Here is a 23,647-nt window from a genome sequence, read left to right as displayed (position 1 = left end):
GTGGTCACGACCCGCGGGCAGAGCACAACGTCCCACCGGCCACCGGCCATCCGACTCAGCCGTCCGGATCGACTCGGGCACTCGCCGTACGCGCGTGTGACCTTCGACCCGTGCCAGCACGGCTCGGGGTGGAGATGCTGGCCATCTCGGGGGCCTCACGAGCTCCCCTCGCCGAGGAGCGACCATGGAGCGTCTGACACCACTGGCGGCGGCCTTCCTGGAGGCCGAGGACGTCGACCCCAACGCCTCCATGTCCATCGGGTCGTTCGCGATCTTCGAGGGCCCGGCGCCCGACTTCGACGAGTTCGTGGCGACGATCGCGGGCCGGCTGCCGCTGCTGCCGCGCTATCGCCAGAAGCTGCGCCAGGTCCCCTTCGACATCGCGCCCCCCGCCTGGGTGGACGACCCGGACTTCGACGTGCGCTGGCACATCCGCAACACCGCGCTCCCGTCGCCCGGAGGGCCTGCCGAGATCGGCCGGCTGCTGAGCCGCGTGATGTCGCGCCGGATGGACCGGGGTCGCCCCCTGTGGGAGTACTGGTTCTGCGAGGGGCTGCCGGACGGCCGGTGGGCTCTGCTCTCCAAGATCCACCACAGCGTCGTCGACGGGGTCTCCGGGACCGACCTCTACAAGCTGGTGCTCGACCCGACGCCCGAGCCCCGTCCCGCCATCCCTGACGACTGGCGGCCCGCTGCCCCGACCTCGCTCGTGGAGTTCACCGCCCGTGCGCTGTGGGACCTGGGCACCACGCCGGCCCACACGATCGCGGCGGCAGGTCGAGCGGTGCGCAGCCCCGTCCGGCTGGTCCGCTCGAGCCTCGACTCCGCACGCGGCATGCTCACCATCGCCGGCGCCATGCGACCGGGACCCGCCACCTCCCTGACCGGCGTGCTCGACGGCAGTCGCCGCTATGCGTGGACCGATACCTCCCTGAGCGACGTGCGCACGGTGCGCCAGGCGTACGGCGTGACCGTCAACGACGTCGCCCTGGCGGCGGTGGCCAGCGGGTTCCGCACCCTGCTGCTGAGCCGGGGCGAGACCCCCGACGCGCGGGCGCTGCGCTCGCTGGTGCCGGTGTCGACGCGCGCTCCGGGCGAGGAGTCGATCCTCGACAACCGGGTCTCGCTGATGCTCCCCCATCTCCCGGTCGACCTCGCCGATCCCGTGGAGCGGTTGATGGCCGTCCACGAACGGATCGGCGCGCTGCGTGCCAGCCACCAGATCGAGGCCGGGGGCAGCCTCACGGCCGCGATGGAGCTGGGCCCCTTCGCGCCGATCGCCTGGGCGATGAAGATCGGGCTGGGGATCCCCCAGCGTCAGATCTCGACCGTGACCACCAACGTGCCGGGGCCGCGTCAGCCGCTCTACGCCCTGGGCCGGGAGGCGGTGGCGCTGCTGCCCTATGTGCCGATCGCGGACCAGGTGCGCTTCGGGGTGGCGATCTTCTCCTACCAGGACACGCTGACCTTCGGTGTGACCGCCGACTATGACGCGGCACCCGACATCGACGTCCTCGTCGACGCCATCGCGGCGTCGGTGACCGAGCTGGTGGGGACGGCCCGGTAGCGTCTGGTCCATGGTTGACCGTCCCCCGAACGGCGGACCCGAGAAGGGGACTCCGGAGTACGACTGGCTCTACGGCTCACGCGGCGCCGGTTCAGGCGCCGGCCCAGACTCAGGCGCCGACGACGCGACCCGCGTGGTGCCGCCCTCGTCGGGTGGTGGCGGGCGGCCGGACGAGACGCGGCACCTGCCCGTGCAGCCGCGCCCGGCCGAGCCGCGCCAGCAGCCCGCGCAGCGCCCCACCCGGAGTGGCACTCCCCAGCAGCCTCCCCAGCAGCCACCGGCGCCCCCGCCCGCCCGAGCGCCCCGAGGACGGGGCTGGCGGCCTCGTCCCCGCCTGCGGTGGATCTGGGCGCTGTTCCTGCTGTGGCTGGTCTTCCTGGTCGCCACTCCCATCTGGGCGCTGCAGAAGGTCGACGACGTCGATGCCTTCCCCGACGGTGACCGTCCCGGCGAGCAGCCCGGCACGACGTACCTCATCGTCGGCAGCGACAAGGCCGACGACCTGACGGCCGAGCAGCGCAAGGCCGTGCGTGCCGGCGACCGCGCCGGCCAGCGCACCGACACGATCATGCTGCTGCACACCGGGTCGGGTCCCAACCTGCTGATGTCGATCCCCCGTGACTCCTACGTCGAGATCCCCGGCTACGGCACCAGCAAGGTCAACGCGGCCTATGCGTACGACGGCGCGAGGCTGCTGGTCGAGACCATGGAGCAGAACACCGGCATCCGCATCGACCACTACGTCGAGATCGGCTTCGGTGGCGTGATCAACATGGTCGACGCCGTGGGAGGGGTCGAGATCTGCCCCAAGCGGGCGATGAACGACCCCGACGCCCGACTGAAGATCAAGAAGGGCTGCCAGGAGGCCGACGGGCTCACCGCGCTGGGCTACGCCCGCTCGCGCAAGACCTACACCGCCCGGGGCGACGTCGACCGGGCGGCCGCCCAGCGCGAGGTCGTCTCCGCGCTCGGCGACAAGGTGCTGTCGCCCTGGACGGTGCTCAACCCGTTCCGCTACGTCGGCGTCAACACGGCGGGCGCCGAGTCGGTGCGCGTCAGCGAGGGCACCGGCGCCTTCACCCTGGGCAAGTTCGCGATGGCGATGACCCGGGTCAACGGCGACAAGGGCCTGACGTGCGGGGTGCCGATCTCGGACCTGCGGGTCACCTGGGACGCCCAGCGCTCCCGGCAGATGTTCGACTACATCATCGACGACAAGACCGACGACATCCCCAAGAAGCTCTGCACACCGTCAGGACTCCCCAAGTGACCACTTATTCCACGCTCGACTGGGCCGTCGACGCCGACGGCGTCGCGACCCTCACCCTCAACCGGCCGGACGCGCTGAACTCGTTCACGGTCACCATGGCCGCCGAGCTCGAGCAGGTCTTCCTCGACGCAGCACGCGACGACTCCGTGAAGGCGATCGTCGTGACCGGCGCCGGCCGGGCCTTCTGCGCCGGCATGGACCTCTCCGCCGAGGGCAACGTCTTCGGTCTCGACGAGAGCGTCGACCCCACCCCCGAGGACCTGCGCGACCACCTCACCGAGGCGCCGTACGACGAGGGCGTGCGCGACACCGGCGGCAAGGTGACGCTGGCGATCCACGCCTGCCCCAAGCCGGTCATCGCCGCCATCAACGGTCCGGCCGTCGGCATCGGCGCCACGATGACGCTGGCGATGGACATCCGGCTCGCCTCGTCGAAGGCTCGGATCGGGTTCGTGTTCGGCAGACTCGGCATCGTCCCGGAGGCATGCTCGACCTGGTTCCTGCCGCGCATCGTCGGCATCCAGCAGGCCCTGGAGTGGGTCTACTCCGCTGACATCCTGACCGCGGAGCAGGCGCACGCCGGGCGGCTGGTCCGCTCGGTGCACGAGCCCGAGGACCTGCTGCCGGCCGCCCTGGATCTCGCCCGCTCGTTCGTGGTGGACCGCTCCCCCGTCGCCCTGGCCCTGGCCAAGCAGATGCTCTATCGCAACATGGCCGCGCCGCACCCGCTCGACGCGCACCTGTCCGACTCCCTGGCCATGTGGCACACCTCGGTGGGCGACGGCAAGGAGGGCGTGGCGGCGTTCCGCGAGAAGCGCGACCCGCGGTTCAGCGGCCGGGCCTCGGAGCTGCCCCGGATCTTCCCGAGCTGAGCACGTCCAGCGGCGGAACGTCGTCGCGCTGGCCGGCGCGTGCCTCGGGGATCGGGACCGGTCCCGGCCCGGTGCGCCGCACGTGCGGGAGCGGCACCGGCGGAAGCCCGCGCGGACGGACCCGCGGCATCGGGTCGGTGTCCTGATCGGCGGCTCGGTCGTCGGGGACGGACACAGGGCCGAGGGGGGCCGACTGGGCGACCTCGGCGGTGCCGGCGGTGCCGGCGGCGCCGGCCTGTCCGGCCGCTCCCGTCGTCAGCAGCGCACCGGCCACGCCCAACCCCACGCCCAGCCCCAGGACGCGCACGGCAGGCAGTCGAGCCACGTCACCACCTCCCCTCGACAGGATAGGCGCGAGGCGGACCGCTGTCAGTGCTGGCGCACCAGCTGCCGGGCACCCAGGTCGCGCGCCCAGGCCCTCGCCTGCTCGATCTCCCCGTCCAGCAGCGGTCCCGCCATGTCGGCGACGAAGAAGCTCTTGGGGTGGGCAACGGCGTCGAACCCCCGCTCGCGCAGCATCTTCATCGCCTTGCGCGCCGCCGAGCCGGGCAGGTGCTTGACCTGTGCGACGCGGGTGTCGAACGTCGCGACCACGGCGCGGTGCGGGCCGTAGCCCAACCCCTCCAGCCAGTCCCGGAGTCCAGGCTCGGCGGAGGGCCGAGTGGCTCCCTTGCCGAGCGCGTCGGCACGCGTGGAGTGCCGGCTCAGGGAGAACGCATGGGTCGGCCCGCCCACCACGAGCAGGTCGAGGTCCTCGGGCAGGGTCGCCGGGGCGGCCCCCACCTCCAGGAGCTCGACCTCCACGAGCTCGACGGCGCCCGATGCTCCGGCAGACTCTCCGGCAGACTCTCCGGCCGGCCCTCCGGCGAGGCCCTCGGCCAATCCCTCGGAGATCGCCCGGGCCACCCGTTCGCTGTTGCCCCACATCGACTCGAAGATCACCAGCGCTCGCATGGTGTCCACCTCCATCGTCTCTGCTCCCCACGCTCCTCCTCGGGCGCGGCGGCGGACAGGGCCCTAGGTCCCCGGTGCCCACCACGCACCGTCCACCGCCGCCCCCGCCACGCGCCCCGGGACCGACGCCCCCCGATCCCGGGCTCTTGGACTCTGCCCCCGTGCCCGCCCCGGATGTCGGATGGTGACATGGGCAGCCGCCGGAGGACGTCGCGTCACTCCTCCACACCCCGGACCGTCCTGCGCCGAGCGCGCCTGGGGCGCCTCCCCGTGATCCTCACCCTGGTCCTGGCACTGCTGGCGGCCGCCACCGCGACGGTCGGCCTGGTCCTGCCGGACCGGATCTACGCCGACACTGAGCCGATGCTGCGACACGCCGCCCTCGCCCAGGACGCGACCACGCTGCTCGTCGTACCTCTTCTGGTGGGACTGGTCATCGCTGCCCGCCGCGGCTCGTTCGGTGCCTGGATGCTGTGGCTCGGGGTCGTGCAGTTCCTGCTCTACGACTATGGGATCCATGCCTTCTCGGTGGACTTCGGCGTCCTCTTCCTGCCGTGGGTCGCGCTGCTGGGGCTGTCCGCCTACACACTGGTCATCGGCGCCTGGCAGCTCGAGTGGTTCCACCACCATCCGGGCGGCGCCGTCCGCTGGGTCGCGGGGTTCGTGCTGCTGCTGGTGCCGGTCGCGTTCGGCATCGCCTGGCTCAGTGAGATCGCCACCGACCTCCGCGCGGGCAACGGCTCCTCGAGCGCCGCGCAGTGGGGTGTCCCGACCAACCCCGTGCACGTGCTCGACCTCGCCCTCTTCCTGCCGCTGGCGGCGATCGCCGCCGTCCTGCTGCTGCGCGCGCGCCCCCTCGGCGCTGCGCTGGCCACCGTGCAGCTCACCTGGGCCGCCCTGATGTGCGTCCCGATCCTGCTCACCCCGGTCGTGCACACCCTGCACGACGATCCCTCCGAGACCGGCATGGTGGCCCCCTTCCTCGTGGTCCTCGTGCTGACAGCGGTGTGCGCCGTACGCCTGGCGATGACCGCCCACCGCTGGAACGAGAACAGCCTCCGGGAGCTGGCGAGACCCGAGCGCACCTAGGATGCACGCGTGAGCGCAACCCTCGTGGCGAAGGACCTGTCCGGAGGGCACGCCCACCGCACCCTCTTCGAGTCCCTGGACCTGACCGTCGCCCCCGGCGACGTGGTGGGGGTCGTCGGCGCCAACGGGGCCGGCAAGACCACGCTGCTGCGGCTGCTCGCCGGTGTCGACACCCCGCTGTCCGGGACGGTCTCCACTGCTCCGTCCGACGCCTTCGTGGGCTGGCTCCCCCAGGAGCACGAGCGGATCGTGGGCGAGAGCATCGCCGGCTACATCGCCCGGCGCACCGGCGCTGCTCAGGCCACGGCCGCGATGGAGGCCACTGCCACGGAGCTGGAGTCGGGCGCCCCCGGCGTCGAGGACGCGTACGCCGTGGCCCTGGACCACTGGCTGGCCAGCGGCGCAGCCGACCTCGACGAGCGGATCCCCGCGGTCCTGGCCGACCTCGGCCTCGACGTGGGCGCCGACGCCGCGATGACCTCGCTCTCCGGTGGTCAGGCCGCGCGCGCCGCCCTCGCCGCCCTGCTGCTGAGCCGCTTCGACATCGTGCTGCTCGACGAGCCGACCAACGACCTCGACCTGGCCGGACTCGACCGGCTGGAGTCCTTCGTCCGCGGTCTGCGCAGCGGGGTCGTGCTGGTCTCGCACGACCGCGAGTTCCTCGCCCGCTGCGTCACCCGCGTGGTGGAGCTCGACCTCGCCCAGCAGCAGGTCGCGGTGTACGACGGTGGCTACGACGCCTTCCTGGAGGAGCGCGCGATCGCCCGTCGTCATGCCCGCGAGGCCTACGACGAGTTCGCCGACAAGAAGGCCGACCTGGTCGCGCGGGCGCGCACCCAGCGCGAATGGAGCTCGCAGGGGGTGCGCAACGCCATCAAGAAGGCGCCCGACAACGACAAGATCCGCCGCAAGGCGAGCGTCGAGTCGTCGGAGAAGCAGGCGCAGAAGGTGCGCCAGATGGAGTCGCGGATCGCCCGGCTGGAGGAGGTCGAGGAGCCGCGCAAGGAGTGGGCGCTGCAGTTCACGATCGGCTCCGCCCCCCGCTCCAGCTCGGTGGTGGCGACGCTCAACGAGGCGACCCTGCACCGCGGAGACTTCACGTTCGGGCCGGCATCGTTGCAGGTGAGCGCCCGGGACCGGATCGGCATCACCGGCCCCAACGGTGCCGGCAAGTCCACCCTGCTCGGCCTGCTGCTGGGCCAGCTGCTCCCCGAGTCCGGGAGTGCGAGTCTGGGCGCCTCGGTCGCGGTCGGCGAGATCGACCAGGCGCGCGCCGGCCTCGCCGAGGATCTGCCGCTGGGAGACGCGTTCGAGGCGGTCGTGCCGCAGCTGACGCCGGCAGAGGTGCGCACCCTGCTCGCGAAGTTCGGCCTCAAGGCCGACCAGGTCTCGAGCCTCGTGGGGCGTCTCTCCCCCGGGGAGAGGACGCGTGCCGCCCTCGCGCTGCTCCAGGGCCGTGGGGTGAACCTGCTCGTGCTCGACGAGCCGACGAACCATCTGGACCTGCCCGCGATCGAGCAGCTCGAGCAGGCGCTCGAGAGCTATGACGGTGCCCTGCTGCTGGTCTCCCACGACCGGCGCCTGCTCGACAACGTCCGGCTCGACGCGCGCTGGCACGTGGAGGCCGGGAGGGTGACGGTCTGTTAGCAGCGGGGCCGTGTGTCCTATATCACCAGGCCTGAGGGCCGGCAATAAGTGCATGAGCCAGCGAAAGAGTGCCTGAGCCCCGTCTACTGCGGCCATGCCATTCACGATCCTTCACCGCGGCGGGCGCGGGCGCTCCCCCCGACGTTCCGCTCGTCTGGGCACGGGCCTCCTCGCGGCCCTCGTCCTGTCCGCTCCCCTGGCCGGCTCTCCCGCCGCCGCCGCCCCTGCCGGCACAGCCGCCGACAGCGCAGCCACTCGCTCCACCGCGGAGCCGATCTACACGTTCCTCTCGGCTCCGGACCTGTCGAACGGCGATCTCGGCGACCTGCGGAAGCTGTCCACCTGGCGCCCTGGGATGCCCAACTCCTGGTCGCCCTCCTGGGCCGCCAACGTGCGCCACGTCTACAGCCACCTGGCCTCCTTCGGCGCCGACGACGTCCTGATGGCCGGTGACGCCGTCAACGGGCACTGGGGCCGCGACCCCAGTGGGAGCGGAGTCTTCGGTCGGGTGTCCACGCAGCGTCAGCAGCGAGCAGCCGTGAAGCGGGCCGGGACCTTCTACTACCGGGAGTGGCGCTCGTTCTTCTCCGACAACGGCATCTCGATGGACAACGTCCACCCGGCGGTCGGAGACCATGAGATCGGGGACAACCCCTGGCCTCGCGGCACGTTCAAGCTCGCCGGGGTGGGCGCCTTCAAGCGCGTCTGGGCCGCCAACTTCACCTCCCCCGACGGACGACGCAAGTACGCCTCCCGACCGGTAGGGACTCCGTTCGCCAACACCTCGTACGCGACGTACCTCCACCCGAAGGTGCTCCTGGTCACCCTCGACGTGTTCGACGCGACCAAGCAGGGCATGCGTCACGACGTCACCAGCGGGCACCTGACGTGGCTCCGCAAGGTCCTGGGGGCCGCACCGTCCGATGCGACCATCATCGTCCAGGGCCACAACCCGGCCCTGTCCCCGGTTGAGATCCGCGGCTCGTCGGGGCTGATGATCGACGGGGGCGCCAACTCCAACCTGTGGAAGGCCCTGCGTGACTACGACGTCGACTTCTACTTCGCCGGCGAGGTCCACGCCAACACCATGACCCAGACCTCTCCGGGCGAACCCGTGCAGCTCGCACACGGCGGCGTGATGGCCGGAGGCCGCACCAAGTTCGCGATCGGCAAGGTGTATGCCGACGGCACCGTCGACCTCGAGACCCGGTCAATGGAGCCGATCTCCCGATCGGGGTGGATCTGGCAGACCAAGCGGAGGCTGCCCGACAACGTCCGCCTGCGGGACTCGGTCCCCACCGGGCATGCCGTGATCCGGGACGGCCGGATCACGGAGCGCTCCGGGGATCTGCTGCCCTACGGCTCGTGATCCCGGGTCACGGGAGCGTGCGCAGCTGAGACGTCAACCAACGCACCAGGTGCGACTCCTGCTGCTCAGTGACGGGGTCGTTCTGGCAGATCGCGTGCAGCAGGACGTGGGCGATGCGGCCGGTGTCGGTGCCGGCCTCATGCGCCCACCGCAAGAGCACCGCGTAGGCCTCGTGGGAGTTGATCCCGTAGCGGAGCATCAGGACGCCCTTGGCCTGCTCGACCTTGATCGTGTCGATGGTGGGCGTGAACACCGACGGCCGTGCGGCTGCCTCCGTCCTCATGAGCGCAGCGCCAAGTCGAGGGCGGCGTGGGCGCGCACGCCGACGCTGGTGGGTCGCTGGAGCAGCGCACGCGCCACCCGGGCGCGGAGATGGCGCAGCACGCGCTCGTCGCCGTCGGCAAGATCGCGCAACCTGGCGGCGGCGATCTCGGCGGACCAGTCGTCGGTCGAGACCAGACGGAGCATCTCGAGAACGGCGTGGTCCATCCGGGGTCTGGCCCGACGGGTCGACGCACGCGATGATGTGGCGGAGGATGAGGAATAGATCAAGACAGGCACCCCGGTGACTCGCTGACACGGTTAGGGCGGCCACCGGCTTCTGGGGTGACTCGGCTCCGTCGGGGTCCGGGACGGGCTGCGTGATGCGAATAACATGGAAACAGTCGGCGGAGCGAATGGCAAGCCCATGCGGCGGGAGGGGACCAAGGTCCCGGGAGGTGGTGAGTGGTGACGCACGATCCGACACTCCTGATGAGCACGCTCACGGAGTTCACCTCGACGCTGCTCACCTCGTACGACGTCGAGACCGTGCTGAGCGGACTCACCGTGCGGCTCACCGAGGTCCTCGGTCTCGCCGGTAGCGGCGTCACGCTGGCCCGCGACGGCCGTCTCGAGCTCGTCACCGCGGTCCCGGCCCACATCGAGCTCCTCGAGCGCGCCCAGTCCGAGGTCCAGGACGGCCCGTGCGTCACGGCGTTCCGCACCGGGCAGATCGTGGCGGTCGAGTCGCTCGCCGAGAGCCAAGCGACCTGGGGGGCCTACCTCCGGGTGGCCAGGGAGATCGGCATCGAAGCGGTCGCAGGTGTGCCGATGCGGTTGCACGACCAGGGCGTGGGAGCTGTCAACCTCTACTCCGCCGTACCCCGAAAGTGGAGCGAGCGCGACCTGGCCGCGGCCCAGGTGATGGCCAACATGGCGACGGCCTACCTGATCAACGCCTCGCTCTACGACAAGCAGAGGCGACTCGCCGAGCAGTTGCAGGGTGCGCTGGAATCGCGGATCGTGATCGAGCAGGCCAAGGGTGTGCTCTCCAACGAGTACGGCGTCGACGTCGACGAGGCCTTCGCGCGGATGCGCTCGCACGCGCGCACCCACGGTGCGAGCGTCCAGGCCGTGGCCCGCGCAGTCCTCGACGTCGGGCTGCGCCCCGGCTGAGCCTGTCTCAGACCCCGGCCTCACGCAGCTTGAGCACGTCGATCAGGAAGCGCGCCGCCGCACCGCCGTCGGCTAGCGCCAGTCCGAGGGCGCCGGGCACGTCGAGCTCCTCGCCCAGGACGCGCAGCACCTCGTGGCGCGCGGCCTCTCCCGTGCCGCGTGACCCCGAGCCGGCCGCGGCGTACAACCGCTCGAGGTCTCCGGCCGCCTGGTCGAACTCGTCCTCGACGCAGTCCCACGACTGATCCCAGGCCCGGTTCAGCAGCGCCAGGCGCACGGCCGGGCCCGCGTGGCGCTCGAGCAGGTCGCGCACGAGCACGAGGTTGCCGGTGGACTTCGCCATCTTCTCGCCGTCCAGGCGCACCTCTCCCACGTGCACCACGGTCCGGGCGAACGGCGCGACGCCGGTGGCGGCCTCCGCCATCGCGGCCTGGTAGGCGTGATGGGGGAACGCCAGGTCGCAGCCGCCGACGAGCACGTCGACCGAGCTGCCGAGCGTCGCCACCGCCATCGCCGCGCACTCGGCGTGCCAGCCGGGCCGGCCCCAGCCCCAGGGACTCGGCCAGGCCGGGTGCTCCTCGGGGGACGGCCGCCACACGGGCACGTCGAACTCCGACTCGCGCCCGGAGAGGTCCTGCTGGTCGCCGAACTCCCGGGAGGCCGCCAGCGCCGCGGCCCGGTCACGCTCGCCCAGCACGCCCTCCCCGCGGAAGTAGACGAAGCCGTCGGTCTCGTAGGCCGCGCCGGCGTCCAGCAGCGCCGCCGCCAGCCGCGCGACGTGTCGGACGTGGCCGCGCGCGTGCGGGGCCATCGACGGCCTGGCCACGGACAGCGCGCGCATGTCCCGGTCGAAGAGGAACTCCTGGCTCAGCGCGAACTCGTCGTAGTCCCAGCCTCTCCCCCGGGCCGCCGCGGTCAGCACGTCGTCGACATCGGTGACGTTGCGGGCCAGGACCGCCTCGACGCCGATGGCGTGCGCCAGCGACGCGATCAGGTCGGCCCAGACGAACGTGGAGGCATGGCCCACGTGCGTCACGTCGTACGGCGTGATGCCGCAGGTGTAGACCCGCAGGGGGCCGACCGGCAGGACCCGGCGTCCGGCGAGGGTCAGACCGAGCGCTTCAGGGGTGGGGACGGGGTAGCGGCCGGCGGTCCCCACGACACCGAGCAGGTCCGGGACGGCGGGGCGAGCAGCAGGGATGGACACGTAGCCGAGTCTGCCTCATCGAGATGGGTACGAGCACGGCATGTGGTTCGACACCTGGTCCGACATCGTGAGGGTCCTGCTCGTGGGCCCCGCCTCCTACGCCCTGCTGGTGGTGGTGCTGCGCGTCTCGGGGAAGCGCACGCTCGCCAAGCTCAACGCCTTCGACCTCGTGGTGACCGTCGCCCTGGGATCCACGCTCGCCACGATCTTCCTCAGCAAGGACGTGTCGTGGTCGGAGGGCGCGGCGGCCCTGATCGTGCTGGCCGGGCTCCAGTACGTGGTGGCCGCCCTCACGGCCCGACTGCCCGGAGGGCGATCCGTGGTGACCGCGCGCCCGACGCTGCTGCTGCGCGATGGGCGGCTGCTGGACGGGGCGCTGCGCCAGCAACGGGTCACGGCTGACGAGGTGCGCCAGGCGATCCGCGCCAGCGGGTCAGGGGAGGTCGGCGCCGTCGGCGCCGTGGTCCTCGAGAGTGACGGGACCCTGAGTGTCATCCCCGCCAGCAGGGCCGGTGACCGGTCGGCGCTGCAGGGCGTCTCCGGCCACCGGGGCTGATCCTCCCGCCCTGCGTCGCGCTGCCGCCACGCATGGCGGCGCCCGCCTCGGGTACGCCTCCACGTGGGCCCGTACCGCCGGCCGAGGCGGTCGGCCGGGTCCCCCGCAGAGAAACGGAGGAAAGTCATGGCAACGACTCAGATGCTGCAGACCCACCCCCTCGGACTGAGCGGGATCGACCACGAGAGGCTCGCCGAGTGCATCGACGCCTGCCTCGCGTGCGCCCAGACCTGTACGTCGTGCGCCGACGCGTGCCTGGCCGAGGACATGGTGGCCGACCTGCGCGCCTGCATCCGCACGAACCTCGACTGCGCCGACGTCTGCGTGACGACAGGGCGCGTCCTGTCGCGCCGCACCGAGCCGAGCACGGAGGTCCTGCGCAGCATCCTGGAAACCTGCGCCACCGCGTGCCGGGCCTGTGGCGACGAGTGCGGCGAGCACGCCGAGATGCACGAGCACTGCAAGGTCTGCGCCGACGCGTGCCGCCGCTGCGAGCAGGCCTGCCGCGACCTGCTCGCCACCCTGGGCTGACGCAGCGCCCCGCCGACGGGGGCCGGCCCCGTCGAGGGGGCCGGCCCGTCAGGCGTCAGCAGCCCGAGGCCGGCCGGCCCGTCAGCTTCTTGCGGGCCACGGTGTGCTTCCCGGAGGAGATGGGGAAGCCGCGCACCCAGTCGGAGACCAGGCTCACGTGGTTCATCTCCTCGCTTCCCTGTCCGACCAGCGAGAGCCGGATCGTCATCGGCACGCCCGCGTAGGCCGCGCGGCTCTTCACCGACCCGATCGGCTTGCCGTCGAGGAACCAGGTGATGTGCCGCTTGGACACCTCAACCGCGACGGCGTAGGCCGAGCGCAGGGGCGTGGCCGAGGCGGTCGCGGCGCCGCTCCAGCTGCGCTGCGGGGAGCGCGCACCGAAGGTCACCCGGCGCGAGAACGGCGAGACGCTCGCGATCGTGATGTTGTGCGTGCCGCAGTCGTAGTCGGAGGCTCGGGCCGGGACGAGCTCGGCCAGGATCCCGTAGCTGCGGCCACCGGCCTCGTAGGCGCCGCGGACGCGCATCCGCGCCTCCCACCGTCCCTGCTTGGCGGCGTTGCCGCTCAAGGTGGCGTGGGTGGTGCCGAAGTCGCCGATGCCTGCGCCGGCGTAGCGCTTGCTGTCGAGGGTCAGCTGGCCGTTGTACCTGCTGACCCGTCCGGCGCCGTCGACGTAGTCGACCCAGCGACCACGGGGCCGCGTCCCACGGCTCGGGCCGTCGGTCAGCGACTGGCCGTGCTCCCAGGCGAAGTCCCAGAGCATCTTGCCCCAGCGGTGGCGCGAGCTGGCGGTGGGCGTTGCCCTGCCGACCCCCGAGTCGGGGATCCGCGGGGGCGCGGTCGAGACGGCGTTCTCTGCGCGCCGACGCTCCTGCTGGTAGCCGTTCCAGGCCGCGGAGCCGGTGTAGACGAAGAGCGGGAACGAGTGGGTCCACCCGATGTTGTGGCCGTCGCGGCGGTAGTCCTCCAGGCGGGCCCGGTAGACCGAGACCCCTGCCTTCTCCGTGAGGCCGGTGAACTGGGCCAGCCCGCCGTCTCCGACGGCGGCCGTGGCCACGGTCGCCCACGAGGCACCGTCGATGCGGCGCTGCAGGGTCACCGGCCGGCCGGGGAAGACCGGGAGGTTGCGGGAGCTCGGGTTGCGGAAGATGTTGTCCGGGGCCGTGTCGACCGTGATCCCGAAGGACCTGTTCTCGGAGACCGACGCAGGCTGGCCGGCGTTGTTGTCCTCCTGCCCGGTCACCCGCAGAGTGAGGTCCTCGCTCTTGGCGTTGAACAGCCGCGACGGCGACACGTGTCGTCCCGCCTTGACCCGGTAGCGGATGTTGAACATGCCCGGCGCGGGGTAGGCGAACGAGAAGCCACCGTCAGCACGGGTCTTCGCGCTGAAGCCCTTCACTGTCGTCCACCGGTCGCCAGGGCGCAGCATGTGGAACTGCAGAACCAGCGACCGCACGCCACGGGCGCCGACGTTGCCGGTCCACGTCAGGCGCTGACCGCCGACGTGGTTCGCCGGGGACACCGCCAGAGCCGGTGAGGCGGCCTGGGCCGCTGGGGCGGGCGCCCAGGTGACCAGAGAGAGGCTGGTTACGACCAGGGCGAGGGCGGTCAGCGCGAGCAGCAACCGCCGCCGCGCCGAGTCGTGGGGGCTGCACGCAGGGTGAGTCGGCATGTCTGGACCTATCGGGCGGCTGGGAGGCGATGTTGAGCCCCCACTGTGACATTTCGGTCGCTCGCCCGACGAAGCGCGCCGTCGGGTCGGCTCAGCCCCAGGGGACGGTTGCCTGGAGGACGGCCTCGCTGAGGGCACGGGTGCGGAGCTCGGTGACCTCCTGGTATTCCGGGTCGGCCACCATCTGGCCGAACGCCGCGCGCGACGGATAGCGGACGACGACCACGGCGTCCCACTGCTGGCCGTCCTCGGCCACCAGCACGCTGGAGCCGTCGCCGGCGTAGAGCACCTGGGCGCCGTACCGGGGCAGGAACGTCTTCGCCAGGGCCGCGCCGTACTGCGCGTAGAGCTCGCGCCCGCCATCGGCGAAGCGCAGGAGATTGAGCATCACCACCGGACCGCCCGGGTCATCGGCGAGGAAGCTCTTGAGGTCGGCACCGCGGGGGTCAACAGCCATGGGCGGCATCCTGGCACGCGGCGCCCTGCGTCCGAGAGCCCCCGTCCCGGGTCTGGTCGCTCAGCTCTCAGCAACTGGGCGGTGCGCCCAACTAGCCTCCGCGATCAGATCTCGGACTGCACCCCGGCGAGCAGCTGGCGCGCCATCACGATCCGCTGCACCTGGTTGGTGCCCTCGTAGATCTGGGTGATCTTGGCGTCGCGCATCATCCGCTCGACCGGGTAGTCGCGGGTGTAGCCGTAGCCCCCGAGGATCTGCACCGCGTTGGTGGTGACCTCCATCGCGACGTCGGAGGCGAAGCACTTCGCGGCCGCCCCGAAGAAGGTCAGGTCGTCGTCCCCGCGCTCGCTGCGCCCGGCGGCGGCGTAGGTCATCTGCCGCGCGGCCTCCACCTTCATCCCCATGTCGGCGAGCATGAACTGCAGGCCCTGGAACTCCGCGATCGCCTTGCCGAACTGCTGGCGCTCCTTGGCGTAGCCCAGCGCGTAGTCGAGCGCCCCCTGCGCGACCCCGACGGCCTGCGCCGCGATCGTGACGCGGGTGTGGTCGAGGGTCTTCATGGCGGTCTCGAAGCCGGTGCCCTCGGCGCCGATCATCCGGTCGGCCGGGATGCGGACGTTGTCGAAGTAGACCTCGCGGGTCGGCGAGCCCTTGATGCCGAGCTTCTTCTCCGGAGCCCCGAAGGAGACGCCGGCGTCGGACTTCTCCACCACGAACGCCGAGATGCCGCGGCTGCGCTTGTCGGGGTCGGTCACAGCCATGACCGTGTAGTACTCCGACTCCCCCGCGTTGGTGATCCAGCGCTTCACGCCGTTGAGGACCCACTCGTCGCCGTCGCGCACGGCGCGTGTCTTCATGCCCAGTGCGTCGGAGCCGGCGTCGGGCTCGGAGAGGCAGTAGGAGAAGCCACCCTCTCCGGCCGCGAGCTTGCCGAGGTACTTCGCCTTGAGCTCCTCGGAGCCCGCGATCTGCACCGGCAGCGAGCCCAGCTTGTTGACCGCCGGGATCAGCGACGAGGAGACGCACGCGCGGGCGACCTCCTCGATGATCAGGACGGTGGCGAGGGCGTCGGCCCCGGCGCCGCCGTACGCCTCCGGCACGTGGGCCGCGTGGAAGTCGGCGGCGAGCAGCGCGGCCGCCGCCTCGTGGGGGTAGCGGACCTCCTCGTCGACGGCCGCGGCGAAGGGCGCCACCTTCGCGTCGCAGACCGCACGGACCGCCTCCCGGATCGCCTGGTGCTCCTCGGAGAGGGCATAGAGCGGGTACGACGAGGAATCCTGGGAGCTCATGCGCCCAATCCTACGCGCCGGTAGTTGTGCGATGCATCCAGCGCAGACCCCCTTGGCCCCGGTCGTAGCGTGGCTCCATGAGCGCGAACTGGCAGGACCCCGCAGCCGTCTCCCTCATGCTCGACGACCTCGAGACCTGGGCGGTCGTCGGCCTCTCCGGAGACCCCAGCCGCACGGCGTACTCGATCGCCTCGCTGCTGCAGGAGCGCGGCAAGCGGATCGTCCCCATCCACCCCACCGCGCCGACGGTGCTGGGCGAGCAGGGCTACGCGACGCTGGCCGACGTGCCCTTCCCCATCGACGTCGTGGACGTGTTCCGCCGCTCGGAGGCGGCCGGCCAGTTCGCCGACGAGGCCGTGGCGATCGGGGCGAAGGCGGTGTGGTTCCAGCTCGGCGTGATCGACGAGGACGCGTTCCGTCGTACGACGGACGCCGGGGTCGCGATGGTGATGGACACCTGCCCCGCGATCGAGTGGCGCCGCTCGGGCTGAGCCTGTTCCACCCCGGCCCGTTTGCGCGGGTCCTATCCGGATACCGCCCTCCTCGGCACGACTGACGAGGGGGAACCAGTGGAGACCGAGATCGAGCTCACCGTCGACGGGAGCCCGCGGCGGCTCCGTGTGGACACCCGCACGACACTGCTGGACGCGCTGCGCGAGCGACTGGGGGTGACGTCGCCGAAGAAGGGCTGCGACCACGGCCAGTGCGGGTCGTGCACGGTGCTACTCGATGGGCGACGCCACCTCACCTGCCTCGCGCTGGCGGTGGCCTACGACGGCTCCGAGGTGGTCACCGCCCAGGGGCTGGCGGATGCGGCCGACGGCGATCTCCACCCGATGCAGCGGGCCTTCCTCGACAACGACGCCCTGCAGTGCGGCTACTGCACGCCGGGCCAGGTCTGCTCGGCGGTGGGCATGCTCGACGAGGCGGCGCAGGGCCAGCCCAGCCACGTGACCGGCGACCTGTGCGGCCCGATCGACCCGGTCGACCTCGGCGACGACGAGATCCGCGAGCGGATGAGCGGCAACCTGTGTCGCTGCGGCGCCTACCCGAACATCCTCGCCGCCGTGCGCGAGACCGCCTCGAACGGAGGCTCGGCATGAGGGAGCTCGACTACCAGCGCCCGGACGATGCCGCGGGTGCCGTGGCCACGGTGAGTGCCGATCCTGAGGCGGCCTTCCTCGCCGGCGGCACCAACCTCGTCGACCACCTCAAGCTGGGCATCGCCACACCGGCCACGCTGGTCGACGTCCGGCGGTTGGGCATGGACACGGTCGAGGACGTCGACGGCGTCCTGCGGATCGGCGCGAACGTGCGCAACAGCGACCTCGCCGCACACCCCGAGCTGCGCCGGCGCTACCCGGTCGTCGCGCGTGCCCTCCTCTCGGGAGCCTCCGGCCAGATCCGTCACCAGGCGACGACGGCCGGCAACCTCCTGCAGCGCACGCGCTGCGTCTACTTCCAGGACCTGAGCACGCCGTGCAACAAGCGGGAGCCCGGCACCGGCTGCTCGGCCGCCGAGGGCTACGGCCGCTACAACGCGATCCTCGGCGCCTCCCCCGAGTGCGTGACCGTGCACCCCTCCGACCTCGCGGTGGCGCTCGCAGCGGTGGACGCGACCGTGGTCGTGCTCGGCCCCGACGGGGAGCGGCGGGTGCCGTTCGAGGAGCTGCACCGGCTGCCCGGCGATCGGCCCGACCAGGACACCACGCTGGAGCACGGCGAGCTGATCACCGCCGTCGAGCTGCCGGATCTGCCGATGGCCGCTCGCTCGGGCTATCACAAGGCGCGCGACCGCGCGTCGTACGCCTTCGCGCTGGTCTCGGTCGCGGCGGCGCTCGACCTCGACGGCGACACCGTGCGCGACGTGCGCATCGCCTGGGGCGGGGTGGCGCACAAGCCGTGGCGGGCTCGGCGCGCCGAGGACATGCTGCGGGGCGGGCCGCTCACCGAGGAGACGGTGCGGGCCGCCGTCGACGCCGAGCTCGCCGACGCGACGACCACCGACCAGACGGCCTACAAGCTCGCGATGGTGCGGGGTGCGACGGCGTTCGTGCTGACCGGCCTGGCCGGATCGCAGCTGGACCGGACGCAGGGAGGCGACCGATGAGCCCCACCCCCGAGCACCTCGCGACCCCCATCGGCACCAGGTCCGTCGGCTCCCCTGAGCTGCGCCACGACGGCCGCGCCAAGGTCACCGGGGCCGCGACGTACGCCGTCGAGCACGGAGCGGACGAGGGCATCGAGGATCCGCTGCACCTGTGGCTGGTGACCTCGACGATCGCCAAGGGTCGCATCGTGCGCGTCGACGACGCCGCGGCGCTCGCCCACGCCGGCGTCGTCTCGGTGCTCGACCACACCAACGCCCCGCGACTCGCCGACACCGACGACCGCGAGCTCGCCGTGCTGCAGGACGACCGGGTTGCCTTCCACGGCCAGGTCGTGGCCTGCGTGGTGGCGCGCTCCTCCGAGGCCGCCCGCGAGGGCGCCCGGCTGGTGCGCGTGGACTACGACGTCGAGCCGCACCGCGCCGACTTCACCGACGACAGCGAGCTCTACACGCCCGAGGAGGTCAACGCGGGCGATGCCCCGGACACCGAGGAGGGCGACCCCGACAGTGCCTTCGACGCCGCGCAGACCCTGATGCAGGCGACCTACCGCACGCCGCACGAGCACAACAACCCGATGGAGCCACACGCCGTCACCGCCCGGTGGTCGCTCGACGGCGAGGGGCCGCGCCTCACCCTGTGGGACTCCACCCAGGGGGTGCACGGTGTCGCATCGACGCTGGCGGGGGTGCTCGGGATGGAGCCGGAGCAGGTGCGCGTCGTCGCGCCGTACGTCGGGGGCGGCTTCGGCAGCAAGGGCCTGCCCCACTGCCACGAGGTGGTCGCCGCGCTCGCCGCCCAGACCAACGCGGGCCGTCCGGTGCGGCTGGCGCTGACCCGGCAGCAGATGTTCGCGCTGGCCGGCTATCGCACCGCGACGGTGTCACGCTTCCGCCTCGCCGCCGACCTCGACGGTCGCCTCGAGGCGATCGAGCACCGCGCCGAGTCGCAGACGTCGGCGATCAAGGAGTTCGCCGAGCAGACGGCGACGGTCACCCGGATGATGTACGCCGCCGAGCACCGTCGTACGACCCATCGGGTGGCGGAGCTCGACGTGGCGGTGCCGTCGTGGATGCGCGCGCCCGGGGAGATGCCGGGCGCCTACGCCCACGAGATGGCGATGGACGAGCTCGCCGTCGCCTGCGGCGTCGACCCGATCATGCTGCGCTCGCGCAACGAGCCGGAGCTCGACCCGGAGACCGGCCAGCCCTTCAACGACCGGCAGCTGATGGAGTGCTTCCGTCGGGGCGCCCAGCGGTTCGGCTGGGCGGAGCGGCCGGTCGAGCCGCGCGCGACAGTGGACGGCGCGTGGTGGGTCGGCACCGGGGTCGCCGCGGCGACCTACCCGGCCAACGTGATGCCGGGCAACGAGGCCACCGTGCGCGCGCTGGGCGAGGGCCGCTTCGCCGTGGAGATCGGCGCCGTCGACATCGGCACCGGGGCGTGGACGGTGCTGGCCCAGATCGCCGCCGACGCGCTCGAGCGCCCGGTCGGGGACATCGACCTCGCCCTCGCCGACAGCCACCTGCCGTCGGCCTCGGTGGCGGGCGGGTCGTCGGGGACCAGCTCGTGGGGCACCGCGATCGTGGCGGCCGCGCAGGCCTTCCGCGAGGCGCACGGCGACGCACCCGCGGTCGGCGCCGAGACCACCGCGTCGCCTGCCAACGACCCGATGAGCGGCGGGCTGGCCCTGCACTCCTTCGGGGCAGTCTTCGCGGAGGCGCGGGTGCACCGCTTCACCGGCGAGATCCGGGTGCCGCGGCTGCTGGGCGTCTACTCCGTGGGGCAGGTGATCAACCCGGTGACGGCCCGCTCGCAGCTGATCGGCGGGCTCACCATGGGGCTCTCCGCCGCGCTCTTCGAGGAGGGGGTGCGCGACCCCCGCTTCGGCCATGTCGTCACCCAGGACCTCGCGACCTACCACGTCGCCGCTCACGCGGACGTGCTGGACATCGATGCCGAGTGGCTCGAGGAGTCCGACACCTCCGTGTCGCCGATGGGCTCACGCGGGCTCGGCGAGATCGGCATCGTCGGCACGGCTGCGGCCGTCGCCAACGCCACCTTCCACGCCACCGGGGTGCGGGTGCGCGACCTGCCGGTCACGGCCGACCACTTCCTGTCCGAGCCGACTCTGCGCTAACGCGCACCCCAAACCCGCCGAGTCGGCGCTAACGCTCACCCCGAACCCGCCGAGTCGGCGCTAACGCTCACCCCGAACCCGCCGAGTCGGCGCTAACGCTCACCCCGAACCCGCCGAGTCGGCGCAAGCGGGCGTCGTACGGCGCGCACTTGCGCCGACTCGGGGGTCCTAGGGCGTGCACTCGCGCCGACTCGGGCGTCGTACGGCGCGCACTTGCGCCGACTCAGGGGTGCCACTCGTCGGCCAGCAGGGCATAGCCGTAGCCGTCGAGCCACTCGCCCGAGCGGTGCAGCGACTCGCGGACGGTGTGCAGCTCACGGCGCATCCCGATCCGCTCCATCAGCCGCCAGGAGCGCTCGTTGTCGGCGAAGCAGTTGGCCGTGACCCGTCGCAGGCCGAGGTCCACGAAGCAGATCCTCAGCAGCGCTCGGACCGCCTCGGTGGCATAGCCGTGCCCGACGTGGTCGGGATGCAGGCCGAAGCCGATCTCCGCCTGCACGCCGCGCGCCTGCTCAGCGACCTCGGTCTGTGCCCACGCGTCCTCGACCGCCAGCATCAGGTCGCCGATGATCGCGCCGTCGAGCTCCACCACCAGGGTCCGGGCGAGCCTGTCGGGGTCGAGGAAGAGCCGCTGGAAGGCGGCGAAGTCCCGGGGCGCGAAGGTCATCCACCGGCTGACCTCCTCGATCCGCCGGATCCGCCAGATGGCGGGCAGGTCATCGGGTGCGAGAGGTCGCAGGGAGAGCCGGTCCGTGCGCACGGGCCAGTCGATCGTATCGAGCTTCGTGGCCATGGGCTCATCATGCCTGCGCCGTCGCCGCTGGTCCGGACCAGTGGGAGATGAGCACTCAGAACGCTGCTCGATCTGCCGATGACTGCCCCTGGAGGCGTGTACCCGACAGCGCCAGGACGGGGAAGGAACCCCAGATGAGCCCTCAGAGCAGCGCCCTGCAACACATCGGCCTACGTGGACGCCTCGTGGGGGTGATCGTGCTCATCGCATTGACCACCGTGGCCGTCGGGGCCTTCGGCATCCAGCGGATGTCGACGATCAGTGACAAGGCCGATCAGGTCTACACCGAGGGCGCCGTCCCGCTCGACGGTCTCCGCCAGCTGCAGGCCGACTGGTGGGAGCTGTCCGCCTACACCGCGCGCGCCGCGATCACCACGCTGCCCCCTGAGTCCATCGAGCGCGCCCAGAAGGACTCTGCTGCCACGCTGGGCGAGATGCAGGAGCACACCGAGCAGGTCCGCGCCATGAAGCTGTCGGGGGACACGTCAGCGGCCTTCGACGAGTTCGCAACGAGCACGGAGCGCTACCTGGGTCTTCTGGGGCAGCTGCAGACGCTCGGACTGGAGAGCGACCCCGCGGAGGCAAACCGGATCCTGACGGAGATGAACGAGGCCGAGCTGGCCATCGCCAGCTCGCTCGTGGATGCCACCGCTGCGGCGGAGGTGACGGCGACCACGACTGCCGATGAGGCGAACGCCGCCTACACCTCGGCACGCACCTGGACCATCGCGATCATCCTGGTGGCGCTCGCCACCTCGATCGCGGCGGCCCTCCTCCTGGTCCGCAGCATCATCGGCCCGGTCCGCCGGGTCAACGCCGTCCTCGACCAGGTGGCGGGGGGCGACCTGAGCGTCCGCGTGGGCACCACGGGCGGCGCCGAGATCGGCGAGGTCGCCGCATCGGTGGACCGCACGCTCGACTCGCTGAGCGCCGTGCTGACGCTGGTCGGCAGCTCCGCCACGCGCCTGGGTGAGGCGTCCGAGCAGCTCACGGGCGTCGCCGACGGCATCGCCGACAACGCTCGCACCGCCGCGGGCCAGGCCGAGATGGTCGTCGGGTCGGCGGGCGAGGTCGCGCACAGCGTCGACACCGTGGCCAGCGGCTCGGAGCAGATGGACGCCGCGATCCGCGAGATCGCCGTCAACGTCACCGAGGTCGCCCGCGTGGCCGGTCAGGCCGTCGGGGTCGCCGAGGAGACCACCCGGATGGTCGGCAAGCTCGGGGACTCCTCGCAGGAGATCGCCGCGGTCGTCAAGCTGATCAACGGCATCGCCGAGCAGACCAACCTGCTGGCGCTCAACGCGACCATCGAGGCGGCGCGAGCCGGCGAGGCCGGCAAGGGCTTCGCCGTCGTGGCCAGCGAGGTCAAGGAGCTCGCTCAGGAGACCGCTCGGGCGACCGAGGACATCTCCAGCCGGGTCGCCGCGATCCAGTCCGACACCGCCGGTGCGGTGGAGGCGATCGGCCACATCAGCGGCGTGATCGGCGAGATCAACGACTACCAGTCGACCATCGCCGCCGCCGTGGAGGAGCAGACCTCCACCACCAACGAGATGAACCGCAACGTCAGTGAGGCCGCTCACGGCTCGCGCCAGATCGCGGAGTCCATCTCGGGCCTGGCTGCCGGCACCCAGCAGACCACCGAGCGGGCGGCGGACGCCCAGACGGCGGCGATCGAGCTGGCCCGGATGAGCGGGGAGCTCCAGGAGGCGGTGGGTCGCTTCACGCTCTGAGCGAGGTCCGCGGTTGACAGGTCATGGCACAGTCACGGCACGAGGAGGAACACGGCATGGTCACCACGCACTGCCCCGCCTGCTCGGGACCGCTCCCGTGGCACGAGGACACCGTCAACTCGCTGGTGGGCGACATCGCCGAGGGTGGCTCGTCCAGGGCTCTTGCCGATCTGCTGGACGAGCACGCCACAGGCGCGCTGCGAGCGGCTGTCCGCGCGCTCGAGGACGCGGCCGCCGGCGTCCGCTGGCGGATGACGCGGGCCGACGCTCCCCCGCAGCTGGACGAGGAGCTGGTGCGTCTCGAGCAGGAGGTCGCTGTCTTGAACGAGGTCGTCCGGCCACGGGCCCGCGCCGTACCCACCCCCGCTCCGCGGCAGCGGACTCCCGCGCGTCGGCTCCGGGCCGAGGTGGCCTGAGCAGGACCGCCCGAGTCCGCTGTCCTGTCCCCCTCCCGGTGGACCAGGACAGCGGACTCGGCAATTTCGCTGCGCCACCGGGGCTGGGATGCGAGCATCGTTCTCGGGGGACGTCCGTGCCACCGCGGTGCGGCGGGTCCGCTGGGTGAGGTGCACCCTGCGGCGGGAAGGGAGCACCCGCGTGATCTCTGTTCACTGTCCGGTGTGCTCGGGGCCGTTGCACTGGCACGACGAGACCGCGGAGCACCTGGTCGGGCCCTCCTATGCGGACGGCCAGCTCGCCGAGACGCTGGGACGCCACCTGACCCAGGCCCTCTGGTCGGCCATCCGGGCCCTGGAGGACAGCGCGGCTGGCAGCCGTTGGCGCCTGTCCCAGCCGAACGCTCCGGCGCTGCTGGCCAAGGAGCTGGACCAGCTCCAGCACGACATCGATGTGCTGCGCGAGCTCGTGCGTAGCCGAGCCGGGCAGGCCACGCCTCAGACGACCTGACCCGTCTCGGAGGAGCCGTCTCCTCCCAACGGCCATCGAACCGGTACCCG

At 72.0% G+C, this 23,647-nt stretch carries 25 protein-coding genes; 16 read left to right on the top strand and 9 right to left on the bottom strand.

The features are described 5' to 3' along the window. The first annotated feature begins 184 nt into the window (after window positions 1-184). The 3 genes from ACYU7L_RS21290 to ACYU7L_RS21280 are packed head-to-tail and all read left to right on the top strand — an operon-like array spanning window position 185 to window position 3,709. A complete protein-coding gene (locus ACYU7L_RS21290) occupies window positions 185-1,567 on the top strand; it encodes a WS/DGAT/MGAT family O-acyltransferase (protein ID WP_460800768.1) in 1,383 nt (460 codons plus the stop codon). A gap of 10 nt (window positions 1,568-1,577) precedes the next feature. Beyond that, window positions 1,578-2,837 carry an LCP family protein gene (locus ACYU7L_RS21285; RefSeq protein WP_460800766.1) on the top strand — a complete coding sequence of 420 codons (1,260 nt, stop codon included), beginning with the start codon at window positions 1,578-1,580 and terminating at the stop codon, window positions 2,835-2,837. Continuing rightward, window positions 2,834-3,709: a crotonase/enoyl-CoA hydratase family protein gene (locus tag ACYU7L_RS21280; protein WP_460800764.1), complete on the top strand. Its 876-nt coding sequence runs from the start codon at window positions 2,834-2,836 to the stop codon at window positions 3,707-3,709. Before ACYU7L_RS21285 ends, ACYU7L_RS21280 begins: the two co-directional genes overlap by 4 nt. On the opposite strand, the gene ACYU7L_RS21275 is transcribed toward ACYU7L_RS21280, so the two are convergent. Together ACYU7L_RS21275 and ACYU7L_RS21270 are read right to left on the bottom strand one after the other, a co-directional pair. Continuing rightward, on the bottom strand, window positions 3,666-4,034 hold the full coding sequence (locus tag ACYU7L_RS21275) for a hypothetical protein (RefSeq protein ID WP_460800762.1): 369 nt from the start codon (window positions 4,032-4,034) through the stop codon (window positions 3,666-3,668). The genes ACYU7L_RS21280 and ACYU7L_RS21275 overlap by 44 nt on opposite strands. A 44-nt stretch (window positions 4,035-4,078) precedes the next feature. Further along, on the bottom strand, window positions 4,079-4,678 hold the full coding sequence (locus tag ACYU7L_RS21270; RefSeq protein WP_460800760.1) for a flavodoxin family protein: 600 nt from the start codon (window positions 4,676-4,678) through the stop codon (window positions 4,079-4,081). Window positions 4,679-4,933: 255 nt separating this feature from the next. Here ACYU7L_RS21270 and ACYU7L_RS21265 point away from each other — a divergent pair, with 255 nt between their 5' ends. From ACYU7L_RS21265 to ACYU7L_RS21255, 3 genes are all read left to right on the top strand, one after another. After that, a complete protein-coding gene (locus ACYU7L_RS21265) occupies window positions 4,934-5,752 on the top strand; it encodes a hypothetical protein (protein WP_460800758.1) in 819 nt (272 codons plus the stop codon). Between the two features lie 9 nt (window positions 5,753-5,761). Next, window positions 5,762-7,399: an ABC-F family ATP-binding cassette domain-containing protein gene (locus ACYU7L_RS21260; RefSeq protein ID WP_460800756.1), complete on the top strand. Its 1,638-nt coding sequence runs from the start codon at window positions 5,762-5,764 to the stop codon at window positions 7,397-7,399. A gap of 94 nt (window positions 7,400-7,493) precedes the next feature. Next, window positions 7,494-8,768: a metallophosphoesterase gene (locus ACYU7L_RS21255; protein WP_460800754.1), complete on the top strand. Its 1,275-nt coding sequence runs from the start codon at window positions 7,494-7,496 to the stop codon at window positions 8,766-8,768. Window positions 8,769-8,775: 7 nt separating this feature from the next. Here the strand turns inward: ACYU7L_RS21255 and ACYU7L_RS21250 are convergent, their stop codons facing one another. Both ACYU7L_RS21250 and ACYU7L_RS21245 read right to left on the bottom strand, forming a co-directional pair. Next, window positions 8,776-9,051 (bottom strand): ANTAR domain-containing protein, encoded by a 276-nt coding sequence (locus ACYU7L_RS21250; RefSeq protein WP_460800752.1) that lies wholly within the window; start codon window positions 9,049-9,051, stop codon window positions 8,776-8,778. Further along, window positions 9,048-9,257 carry a hypothetical protein gene (locus ACYU7L_RS21245; protein WP_460800750.1) on the bottom strand — a complete coding sequence of 70 codons (210 nt, stop codon included), beginning with the start codon at window positions 9,255-9,257 and terminating at the stop codon, window positions 9,048-9,050. Before ACYU7L_RS21245 ends, ACYU7L_RS21250 begins: the two co-directional genes overlap by 4 nt. Before the next feature lie 264 nt (window positions 9,258-9,521). Here ACYU7L_RS21245 and ACYU7L_RS21240 point away from each other — a divergent pair, with 264 nt between their 5' ends. Then, window positions 9,522-10,205 carry a GAF and ANTAR domain-containing protein gene (locus tag ACYU7L_RS21240; protein ID WP_460800748.1) on the top strand — a complete coding sequence of 228 codons (684 nt, stop codon included), beginning with the start codon at window positions 9,522-9,524 and terminating at the stop codon, window positions 10,203-10,205. A gap of 7 nt (window positions 10,206-10,212) precedes the next feature. Here ACYU7L_RS21240 and ACYU7L_RS21235 read toward each other — a convergent pair whose 3' ends face one another. Further along, window positions 10,213-11,412 (bottom strand): class I tRNA ligase family protein, encoded by a 1,200-nt coding sequence (locus tag ACYU7L_RS21235; RefSeq protein WP_460800746.1) that lies wholly within the window; start codon window positions 11,410-11,412, stop codon window positions 10,213-10,215. Window positions 11,413-11,452: 40 nt separating this feature from the next. Here ACYU7L_RS21235 and ACYU7L_RS21230 point away from each other — a divergent pair, with 40 nt between their 5' ends. Continuing rightward, a complete protein-coding gene (locus tag ACYU7L_RS21230; RefSeq protein WP_460800744.1) occupies window positions 11,453-11,968 on the top strand; it encodes a DUF421 domain-containing protein in 516 nt (171 codons plus the stop codon). Window positions 11,969-12,094: 126 nt separating this feature from the next. Further along, window positions 12,095-12,499, top strand: a complete 405-nt coding sequence (locus ACYU7L_RS21225) for a four-helix bundle copper-binding protein (RefSeq protein WP_460800741.1) — start codon at window positions 12,095-12,097, stop codon at window positions 12,497-12,499. Window positions 12,500-12,554: 55 nt separating this feature from the next. Here ACYU7L_RS21225 and ACYU7L_RS21220 read toward each other — a convergent pair whose 3' ends face one another. The 3 genes from ACYU7L_RS21220 to ACYU7L_RS21210 form a co-directional block, all read right to left on the bottom strand. Next, complete coding sequence (locus ACYU7L_RS21220; protein ID WP_460800739.1) at window positions 12,555-14,171, bottom strand: LamG domain-containing protein; 1,617 nt, start codon at window positions 14,169-14,171, stop codon at window positions 12,555-12,557. Window positions 14,172-14,262: 91 nt separating this feature from the next. Beyond that, a complete protein-coding gene (locus tag ACYU7L_RS21215) occupies window positions 14,263-14,628 on the bottom strand; it encodes a DUF1330 domain-containing protein (protein WP_460800737.1) in 366 nt (121 codons plus the stop codon). 104 nt (window positions 14,629-14,732) lie between these two features. Further along, window positions 14,733-15,917, bottom strand: coding sequence for an acyl-CoA dehydrogenase family protein (locus ACYU7L_RS21210; RefSeq protein ID WP_460800735.1), 1,185 nt, complete (start codon window positions 15,915-15,917; stop codon window positions 14,733-14,735). 77 nt (window positions 15,918-15,994) lie between these two features. On the opposite strand from ACYU7L_RS21210, the gene ACYU7L_RS21205 reads away from it, so the two are divergent. From ACYU7L_RS21205 to ACYU7L_RS21190, 4 genes are all read left to right on the top strand, one after another. Further along, on the top strand, window positions 15,995-16,408 hold the full coding sequence (locus tag ACYU7L_RS21205; protein ID WP_460800732.1) for a CoA-binding protein: 414 nt from the start codon (window positions 15,995-15,997) through the stop codon (window positions 16,406-16,408). Window positions 16,409-16,486: 78 nt separating this feature from the next. After that, complete coding sequence (locus ACYU7L_RS21200) at window positions 16,487-17,020, top strand: 2Fe-2S iron-sulfur cluster-binding protein (RefSeq protein ID WP_460800729.1); 534 nt, start codon at window positions 16,487-16,489, stop codon at window positions 17,018-17,020. Next, a complete protein-coding gene (locus tag ACYU7L_RS21195) occupies window positions 17,017-18,027 on the top strand; it encodes an FAD binding domain-containing protein (RefSeq protein ID WP_460800727.1) in 1,011 nt (336 codons plus the stop codon). The genes ACYU7L_RS21200 and ACYU7L_RS21195 overlap by 4 nt, the downstream gene beginning before the upstream one ends. Then, window positions 18,024-20,165: a xanthine dehydrogenase family protein molybdopterin-binding subunit gene (locus ACYU7L_RS21190; RefSeq protein ID WP_460800724.1), complete on the top strand. Its 2,142-nt coding sequence runs from the start codon at window positions 18,024-18,026 to the stop codon at window positions 20,163-20,165. The genes ACYU7L_RS21195 and ACYU7L_RS21190 overlap by 4 nt, the downstream gene beginning before the upstream one ends. A 223-nt stretch (window positions 20,166-20,388) precedes the next feature. On the opposite strand, the gene ACYU7L_RS21185 is transcribed toward ACYU7L_RS21190, so the two are convergent. Continuing rightward, window positions 20,389-20,958: a GNAT family N-acetyltransferase gene (locus ACYU7L_RS21185; RefSeq protein ID WP_460800722.1), complete on the bottom strand. Its 570-nt coding sequence runs from the start codon at window positions 20,956-20,958 to the stop codon at window positions 20,389-20,391. Between the two features lie 134 nt (window positions 20,959-21,092). On the opposite strand from ACYU7L_RS21185, the gene ACYU7L_RS21180 reads away from it, so the two are divergent. From ACYU7L_RS21180 to ACYU7L_RS21170, 3 genes are all read left to right on the top strand, one after another. Further along, window positions 21,093-22,691 (top strand): methyl-accepting chemotaxis protein, encoded by a 1,599-nt coding sequence (locus tag ACYU7L_RS21180; protein WP_460800720.1) that lies wholly within the window; start codon window positions 21,093-21,095, stop codon window positions 22,689-22,691. Between the two features lie 56 nt (window positions 22,692-22,747). After that, complete coding sequence (locus tag ACYU7L_RS21175) at window positions 22,748-23,107, top strand: hypothetical protein (protein WP_460800718.1); 360 nt, start codon at window positions 22,748-22,750, stop codon at window positions 23,105-23,107. Between the two features lie 181 nt (window positions 23,108-23,288). Then, window positions 23,289-23,597: a hypothetical protein gene (locus tag ACYU7L_RS21170; protein ID WP_460800716.1), complete on the top strand. Its 309-nt coding sequence runs from the start codon at window positions 23,289-23,291 to the stop codon at window positions 23,595-23,597. Window positions 23,598-23,647 lie beyond the last annotated feature (50 nt).

The organism is Nocardioides pacificus, from assembly GCF_054775955.1.
The sequence above is the reverse complement of the archived record's forward strand: the minus strand, read 5'-3'. Positions and strand labels throughout refer to the sequence as shown.

Excerpts from the sequence above, each read along its gene's own strand:
- ACYU7L_RS21290 (WP_460800768.1), top strand. The coding sequence starts at position 185 with ATGGAGCGTCTGACACCACTGGCGGCGGCCTTCCTGGAGGCCGAGGAC.
- ACYU7L_RS21285 (WP_460800766.1), top strand. The coding sequence starts at position 1,578 with ATGGTTGACCGTCCCCCGAACGGCGGACCCGAGAAGGGGACTCCGGAG.
- ACYU7L_RS21270 (WP_460800760.1), bottom strand. The coding sequence starts at position 4,678 with ATGGAGGTGGACACCATGCGAGCGCTGGTGATCTTCGAGTCGATGTGG.
- ACYU7L_RS21255 (WP_460800754.1), top strand. The coding sequence starts at position 7,494 with ATGCCATTCACGATCCTTCACCGCGGCGGGCGCGGGCGCTCCCCCCGA.
- ACYU7L_RS21250 (WP_460800752.1), bottom strand. The coding sequence starts at position 9,051 with ATGAGGACGGAGGCAGCCGCACGGCCGTCGGTGTTCACGCCCACCATC.
- ACYU7L_RS21245 (WP_460800750.1), bottom strand. The coding sequence starts at position 9,257 with ATGGACCACGCCGTTCTCGAGATGCTCCGTCTGGTCTCGACCGACGAC.
- ACYU7L_RS21240 (WP_460800748.1), top strand. The coding sequence starts at position 9,522 with ATGAGCACGCTCACGGAGTTCACCTCGACGCTGCTCACCTCGTACGAC.
- ACYU7L_RS21230 (WP_460800744.1), top strand. The coding sequence starts at position 11,453 with ATGTGGTTCGACACCTGGTCCGACATCGTGAGGGTCCTGCTCGTGGGC.
- ACYU7L_RS21225 (WP_460800741.1), top strand. The coding sequence starts at position 12,095 with ATGGCAACGACTCAGATGCTGCAGACCCACCCCCTCGGACTGAGCGGG.
- ACYU7L_RS21220 (WP_460800739.1), bottom strand. The coding sequence starts at position 14,171 with ATGCCGACTCACCCTGCGTGCAGCCCCCACGACTCGGCGCGGCGGCGG.
- ACYU7L_RS21215 (WP_460800737.1), bottom strand. The coding sequence starts at position 14,628 with ATGGCTGTTGACCCCCGCGGTGCCGACCTCAAGAGCTTCCTCGCCGAT.
- ACYU7L_RS21210 (WP_460800735.1), bottom strand. The coding sequence starts at position 15,917 with ATGAGCTCCCAGGATTCCTCGTCGTACCCGCTCTATGCCCTCTCCGAG.
- ACYU7L_RS21205 (WP_460800732.1), top strand. The coding sequence starts at position 15,995 with ATGAGCGCGAACTGGCAGGACCCCGCAGCCGTCTCCCTCATGCTCGAC.
- ACYU7L_RS21195 (WP_460800727.1), top strand. The coding sequence starts at position 17,017 with ATGAGGGAGCTCGACTACCAGCGCCCGGACGATGCCGCGGGTGCCGTG.
- ACYU7L_RS21190 (WP_460800724.1), top strand. The coding sequence starts at position 18,024 with ATGAGCCCCACCCCCGAGCACCTCGCGACCCCCATCGGCACCAGGTCC.
- ACYU7L_RS21185 (WP_460800722.1), bottom strand. The coding sequence starts at position 20,958 with ATGGCCACGAAGCTCGATACGATCGACTGGCCCGTGCGCACGGACCGG.
- ACYU7L_RS21180 (WP_460800720.1), top strand. The coding sequence starts at position 21,093 with ATGAGCCCTCAGAGCAGCGCCCTGCAACACATCGGCCTACGTGGACGC.
- ACYU7L_RS21175 (WP_460800718.1), top strand. The coding sequence starts at position 22,748 with ATGGTCACCACGCACTGCCCCGCCTGCTCGGGACCGCTCCCGTGGCAC.